Annotated in this window: 9 protein-coding genes; 3 read left to right on the forward strand and 6 right to left on the reverse strand. The window is 45.8% G+C overall.

The genetic code is table 11. The features are described 5' to 3' along the window. The 5 genes from AB7U36_RS16905 to AB7U36_RS16925 form a co-directional block, all read right to left on the reverse strand. Positions 1-288, reverse strand: a 288-nt coding sequence (locus AB7U36_RS16905; RefSeq protein ID WP_428160869.1) for a hypothetical protein, incomplete at its 3' end; no start/stop codon positions are given. A gap of 16 nt (positions 289-304) precedes the next feature. Beyond that, on the reverse strand, positions 305-1,144 hold the full coding sequence (locus AB7U36_RS16910; RefSeq protein ID WP_428160870.1) for an efflux RND transporter permease subunit: 840 nt from the start codon (positions 1,142-1,144) through the stop codon (positions 305-307). Then, the gene (locus tag AB7U36_RS16915) at positions 1,145-1,666 is read right to left on the reverse strand and encodes an efflux RND transporter periplasmic adaptor subunit (RefSeq protein WP_428160223.1); all 522 of its coding nucleotides are present in this window, start codon (positions 1,664-1,666) and stop codon (positions 1,145-1,147) included. It lies immediately after the preceding gene. A 22-nt stretch (positions 1,667-1,688) separates the two neighbouring features. After that, complete coding sequence (locus AB7U36_RS16920; RefSeq protein WP_428160871.1) at positions 1,689-2,420, reverse strand: HlyD family secretion protein; 732 nt, start codon at positions 2,418-2,420, stop codon at positions 1,689-1,691. Positions 2,421-2,473: 53 nt separating this feature from the next. Then, on the reverse strand, positions 2,474-2,905 hold the full coding sequence (locus AB7U36_RS16925; protein WP_428160872.1) for a YebG family protein: 432 nt from the start codon (positions 2,903-2,905) through the stop codon (positions 2,474-2,476). 158 nt (positions 2,906-3,063) lie between these two features. Here AB7U36_RS16925 and AB7U36_RS16930 point away from each other — a divergent pair, with 158 nt between their 5' ends. After that, positions 3,064-3,252 carry a hypothetical protein gene (locus AB7U36_RS16930; RefSeq protein WP_428160873.1) on the forward strand — a complete coding sequence of 63 codons (189 nt, stop codon included), beginning with the start codon at positions 3,064-3,066 and terminating at the stop codon, positions 3,250-3,252. Positions 3,253-3,595: 343 nt separating this feature from the next. On the opposite strand, the gene AB7U36_RS16935 is transcribed toward AB7U36_RS16930, so the two are convergent. After that, the gene (locus AB7U36_RS16935) at positions 3,596-3,778 is read right to left on the reverse strand and encodes a hypothetical protein (protein WP_004070514.1); all 183 of its coding nucleotides are present in this window, start codon (positions 3,776-3,778) and stop codon (positions 3,596-3,598) included. An 868-nt stretch (positions 3,779-4,646) separates the two neighbouring features. On the opposite strand from AB7U36_RS16935, the gene AB7U36_RS16940 reads away from it, so the two are divergent. Next, on the forward strand, positions 4,647-5,276 hold the full coding sequence (locus AB7U36_RS16940; protein WP_277003358.1) for a class I SAM-dependent methyltransferase: 630 nt from the start codon (positions 4,647-4,649) through the stop codon (positions 5,274-5,276). An 18-nt stretch (positions 5,277-5,294) separates the two neighbouring features. Further along, positions 5,295-5,786, forward strand: a complete 492-nt coding sequence (locus tag AB7U36_RS16945) for a GFA family protein (RefSeq protein ID WP_277003361.1) — start codon at positions 5,295-5,297, stop codon at positions 5,784-5,786. The last annotated feature ends 98 nt before the right edge of the window (positions 5,787-5,884 follow it).

Raw genomic sequence — 5,884 nt, forward strand, 5'->3', positions numbered from 1 at the left:
CCCCGATACCCCCTCTTTCCAGTCCCGTTGTGGTATAACCCCCACCAGGGAAAAGGTATTTACGATAAGATCTTTGTTGTCCTCAACCCGATCCCTGAAATAATCGTTGAGTTTAAAGGCCCCGGCTTCAATCTGTTTAATGGTTTTCTGGGTGGTATCAAAGGGGGTGCCCAAAGGGTAAACGATCTCCGAATGCATCCAGTTGGAATCACTTTTGGGGAAAAAAGTGTACGGCACATGGCCGCTGGCAATCAGTCCTAAACTGATGATCAGACATCCTATGCCCACTACCAGAGTAAAATACCTATTTTTGACACAATATCGCAGTAAAGGAGATAGGAATACCCGATGCCACCCAGAAGGCAAGGCCTAAATCCAGAAACAGAGCCAGCACCACAGTGCCGTCAGCCCTTGTCACCAGGGGAATCTGTTCATATTCAGCACCGGTATACCGTTTGCCCTTGGCCCGGATTAAAAATTCGCCACCACTGGTTTTGATCAGCCCGCCGGGCAATTCAAGGCTTCCCGAGCCCACGGCGCGCACCACATCATCAAAAGAGAGGGAAAAGTTGCGCAGATTTTCTTCTGAAATCTCCACGGAGATCTCATACTCCCGAACCCCCATGAGTTCTGCCAGCGATATTTCATCAAAACCCACCAGATCATCCCTGATTTTCTCGGCAGTCTGTTTAAGGGTTCGTTCGGCCACATCACCGTAAACAGCCACATAAATGGCCGGCTCATTGTTTTTGATCTCAATCACCACAGGATCTTCGGCCAGGGTGGGGAAAGAGTCAATCAGGTCAATCTCTGTTCTGACTTCGTTAAGCTTGGCGGCAATGTCCGTGCCGGCATCCAGTTCCAGTACCACGCCGGCATGTCCTTCAACCGCCGTAGAATACATTGTTTTGATATTTTCAAGACTTTTGAGCTGTTCTTCAATTTTGATGCAGATACCTTCTTCCACATCCTCGGGGGAGGCACCCGGGTAATCCACGGCAATACTGATCATATCCAAAGAGAACTGCGGGAACATCTCCCGCTTCATGTTCATGGCCGTAAACATCCCGGCCACAATCAGAAAGACCATGATCAGATTCACCGTAACCCGATGCTCCACCGACCATTTGCCAAGGGCCTTCATTTAGTTCTCCCCGGCCTTTTTAACCGTGATTGCCATACCGTCTAAAGCCCCGGGCAGGGGAGATTCAATGATCAGATCACCTGGGGTTAAGCCGTCTGTAATATAAACATCGTCTTCAAACCGCCGGATCACTTTGACCCTCTTAATCACGAGATGATTTGCCTTAGCCAGATACAGGGTATCGGGAGAGCGCATGAGTGTTCGTGGAATCTTAAACACATTTTCTTTTTGTTCCCCTTTGACACGGCACTTAACAAAGACACCGGGTCTGAGCAGCAGCAAAGGATCTTTAACATCCAGGCTACCAATTTCCACCGTCATGGGCATGGTCCGGGTTTTTTCGTCAATGGCGGCTTTAATTCTGACCACATGACCCGGCCACAACGGAGATCGTCCGCCTTCCAGATTGGCAATAGTTATAATCACTTGGGGCCGCCCCCCGTTTTCAAAAACAGAACCCAGCCATTGAAGTTCTTCAAGGTGAACACGGATATCCACATCCAGGGCATCTTTTTCATACATCACCCCAAGCACCTGGCCCGGATTAACATATTTCCCCGACCTGGACCTGTTTGGCCACCACAAAGCCATAAAAGCCTGCTTTAATTTCGGATTTTTCAAGCATCAGAGAAGCCGTTGCAAGTGCAGCCTGTGCCGAAGCCAAGGCTGATTTTTTCAAGGCCATCCGTGAGGGGACAAGTTCCTGGGCATTGGTGATTTTCTGCAACTGGTTTTTCGCGGACAGATACTGTTGTTCCACCTTATCCAAACTGGTTTTGGATGCAAACTGATTTTCAGCCAGCGCCCTGACCCGCTCCAGCTCCTTGGCAGCCAGTTGCAGATTAGAACGGGCAAGCCCGGCATCTGCCTTTAAATTCGATATTTCCTGTTCAAGCAGGCGGATATCGGCCCGGGCCTGATCCACAAGGACCCGGGCATTTCTTTCATTCAAGACAAGGGTGCGCTGGTCAATGCGCAAAAGAATCTCATCTTTATGAATGCTTGCACCTTCACGGAAATCAGGATGGACATAATCAATCCGGCCTGCAATCTCCATGGCCAGCTTCACACTGTTTCGGGGCATAACCGTCCCAAAGGCTTCAACGATCATATCAGCATTGCCCGATACTGCGGGAACACATAACACCTTGGGAGGCGTATTAACCATTTCCTTTTTTTGGGGTTTTTCCCTGGAAACAAATAACCACAACGCCACGCCTGCTGCAAACAGCAGAACTGCAACCACACGCATCAGCCTAAATAAAAAAAACGGCATAGGTATTTTCCTTTGGCCAAAAACCGACACTTGGATTTAAAAAACTATCCCGTCTATCCACTCTTTTTTGAAGATGCCTCCTTTATGGGAGGAGCGGCCTGGGCCGCAGACTTGGCAACAGGCTTGACTTCAGGATCTGTGTTGGCTTCAGAGGTCTCGGCCTGTTTGGACGCAGCCTGTTTTGCAACGGCTTTGCCCCGGGTTTTGGCAATTTCTGAAGAAGAGGCGTTTTTTTTACGGTTGTTTTGGGCTTTGGGGGAGACGCCCCTTAAAATGGGCATCACCTCATCGCGTTTTTCAGCCAACAAAAGGGAGATTTCTTCTTTGCGGGTTTCATCAAGAACGATATCGGAATTTTCAAGAAAATCAAACAAATTGTCGGCAATATCTAGCATCTTGTCATAGTCGTCTGCTTCTTTTTTTGTCGCGAATGTCATCTTTTTATCTCCATCCCTGACAACAATATATTGGACAATTACAGGCATTTTTTCTCCTTGAGAATAAAATTCTTTAACAAAGGAAAGCGGTTTATTTACACTTCTCTTTCATAGTAAAAAAACAGGATTGGGTAAAGCTCTTTTACTTTTGCCAGGGCAATCGGTTATGTTAAAACGCAATACCGCAAAACTCACCCCGAAAAGGGTTGAATAAAGGTTTTGTTTTAACCGATATCGGCGGCAAGACAAAGAAAAATTCAAGCATCCCCTTTTCTAAAACCGGTATGCGGATTGCCAAAAACGGCATTATCCTTGAACACCCTAAAAAAGGAGATAGAAACAATGGAAGAGACACCGGCCAGCCCGGCAGGGCAAACGCATTTAAATTGTATTGACTCCAAGCACTTTCATGAGATAAATATCATCCCAGCCCGCTTGCAGGCGTTTTGTATTTATGCTCTTTCTCATACTGTTTTCCTGTTTCAGGAGATTTAAAGCTATATGGCGTATGATGGCAAAATTTTCTGCGGAATTACCTATTCGTTTCCGGCATTCATCCTCTCTGAAACTCGATGATCCAGTTTTTTTGTGTTGCATTTTTAATAAGCGCATTTATCAATGCTTTTGAGGGAATACCTGTACAAAGCTGAATCGAAACGGTCTCAAACCCTTCGCTTTTCATCCGCCCCGGCCAGTTGGACATCAACTCTTTTTCTTGATCAACCCGATCGGGGGAATCTACTGAGGCCTGGATACTTTTTTTAAAAGCAAGGCGCTTATCCGATTCGTATATCCAAGAAGTTCCTGTTCCATCTGTTCCAATTCTTTAGCGTTTCGAATCAAGCGATTCGGATCTTCTTCCAGTTCTTTCAGGCAAGCATAGACTTCATCAACAGTATTGCAATCTTCAGCTTTTTTCATCAGTACAATCCATTTTTTGTTCGTTTCAGCTTAGCAGGAAATATCATGCTTTTTCCACTAAAAGATAGACTTTTTTAAAACCGGGAAAATGGGAATGCGCCCAACACGGATGTGGTTATGGCCTTAAATGGCGCTAAATATTGACGTTTACTGCGCTGGGGCTCAGAAACAGATTTCGTTTGGACGGTACTGGACGATAATTTCTGCAAAACTTTTTACCCAGGGCCGCACTCCCCAGGCTAAGGAGCCCGTCTACGGTCTTTTATGAATTTTAGGATCAAGAGAATCAGCGGAAACAGGTGAAGCAGCAGATCAAAAATATCTATAGGCTTGGTGAGAGTACCATTGATCAGCATGAGTATTTTTTCAACTACATGGGGCATTGGCGCCATCGGAGCCAGTAGCATCATTATGGTAATAACGATCCGCACCGAGTATGGCATTTTAACATGGTTTGATGATAGCATTTCCAGGGACAATTTCAAATCGGGAAGTACCTGGACGGTCTGGACGATGGTTTTTACAAAAACTGTTCCCTCAATCCAATACATCCCCGAATGAGAGCAACACCGGATTAAGTGAACTCATTGAAAAGGTACAGAGCTTTCATGGAGTCACCAGTGCTTCCAGGGTGAGTACTGGCCCTTTCCCATCAAATTATGATCCAGATCTATTAGGAGAAGAGGTGGATAGTGTGGTGTTGCTTTGCTGTTCTGATTCATCAAATACTATTTTTTCTTGCATAATTGGGCCGGGTAGGGATATTCTTCAGATTATTGAGAATTATAGCTAACCTGTCACCGGTGCGGACACAAAAAGCCGTGCCGCACAGCTCAATCGTTCCATGATGAGCCTATTGGAGTTGATCATGCCCAAAATTGAATCATTCGAAAAGTACAGTGAGGAGTATGACCAATGGTTTGATAAGCACCCAGATTTCTATGCAGCTGAAATAGAGACAATCCGCCGGCTTATCCCTTCCGCCGGAGCGGAGGGCATGGAAGTAGGCGTTGGCTCGGGGAAGTTTGCTGTTCCTCTGGGGATTAAGGTCGGCGTTGAGCCTTCAGAAAAAATGGCAAGCATAGCAAGATTACAAGGCATCGACGTTCATTCCGGTGTTGCAGAAAATTTGCCCTTTTCTGATAGCCGGTTTGATTTTGTTATGATGGTAACGACCATCTGCTTTGTTGATGATATCGTTAAATCTTTTAGAGAGGCTTTCCGGGTATTAAAAAACGATGGATTCATTATTGTTGGATTTGTAGACAAAGAGAGCGAGCTTGGCAAACAGTATTCTGAAAAGAAAGAAAACAGCAAGTTCTACAAAGATGCCACCTTTTTCTCAGTGCCGGAGGTGCTAAGCTATCTTAATGTATCGGGTTTTGTGATATCGAATGTTTTACAAACCCTTATCCCTGGAGAAATACCCAATACCATTGTGGAAGGCTTCGGGAGAGGCTCTTTTGTTGTAATCAAGGGCATAAGAAAAACGGAATAAAAAAAACAGGCATTGATAATGGAAACCTCATTCGGCCTCGATTATGCTTCCCTGGAAGACACAGGGTTTGTTGCCAAATACCAAGCCTCATGTTTTTGCGGAGCCGTCCGATATGAGGTGAGCGCGAATCCAGTGGATGCCAAAATTTGTCATTGTACGACTTGCCAGAGGCTACATGGTGCACCTATGCAGTGGGCGGCGATTTTCCACAAACACCATGTAAGGTTCATCGCTGGTTTGGAGGATCTGTTTTTTTATAACAGTGAACAAAATCGGCCAGAGCGCATTCTCCCCTGTAAAGTTCGCTGCGGTAAATGTGGCACCCCAATTGCTGATGAAGGGCGCAGGATGTGGCTCGCTTTCCCATCGTTGTTTGATTTCGGGTATCCAGTCGAGGTGCCAGAGTCATTCAAACCAACATGCCATCTTTTCTATGGTTCAAGGGTAATTGAAATACAGGATGATCTGCCCAAGTGGTCCGGACACAAAAATTATTCCGAGCTGCTGTAAACTGTTTCATTGATGAAACGGCAAAAAAACATTTTGGGGAAGGACTGACTGAAGAAGTACTCTCCCTCTCATTCAAAGGTTCAGTGACACAATGCTGA

It is taken from the genome of Desulfobacter sp. (assembly GCF_050177295.1).

Bases quoted from the DNA above. Each gene is read 5' to 3' on its own strand.
- AB7U36_RS16935 (WP_004070514.1), bottom strand. From the start codon at position 3,778: ATGAAAAAAGCTGAAGATTGCAATACTGTTGATGAAGTCTATGCTTGC.
- AB7U36_RS16920 (WP_428160871.1), bottom strand. From the start codon at position 2,420: ATGCCGTTTTTTTTATTTAGGCTGATGCGTGTGGTTGCAGTTCTGCTG.
- AB7U36_RS16940 (WP_277003358.1), top strand. From the start codon at position 4,647: ATGCCCAAAATTGAATCATTCGAAAAGTACAGTGAGGAGTATGACCAA.
- AB7U36_RS16915 (WP_428160223.1), bottom strand. From the start codon at position 1,666: ATGTATGAAAAAGATGCCCTGGATGTGGATATCCGTGTTCACCTTGAA.
- AB7U36_RS16925 (WP_428160872.1), bottom strand. From the start codon at position 2,905: ATGCCTGTAATTGTCCAATATATTGTTGTCAGGGATGGAGATAAAAAG.
- AB7U36_RS16945 (WP_277003361.1), top strand. From the start codon at position 5,295: ATGGAAACCTCATTCGGCCTCGATTATGCTTCCCTGGAAGACACAGGG.
- AB7U36_RS16910 (WP_428160870.1), bottom strand. From the start codon at position 1,144: ATGAAGGCCCTTGGCAAATGGTCGGTGGAGCATCGGGTTACGGTGAAT.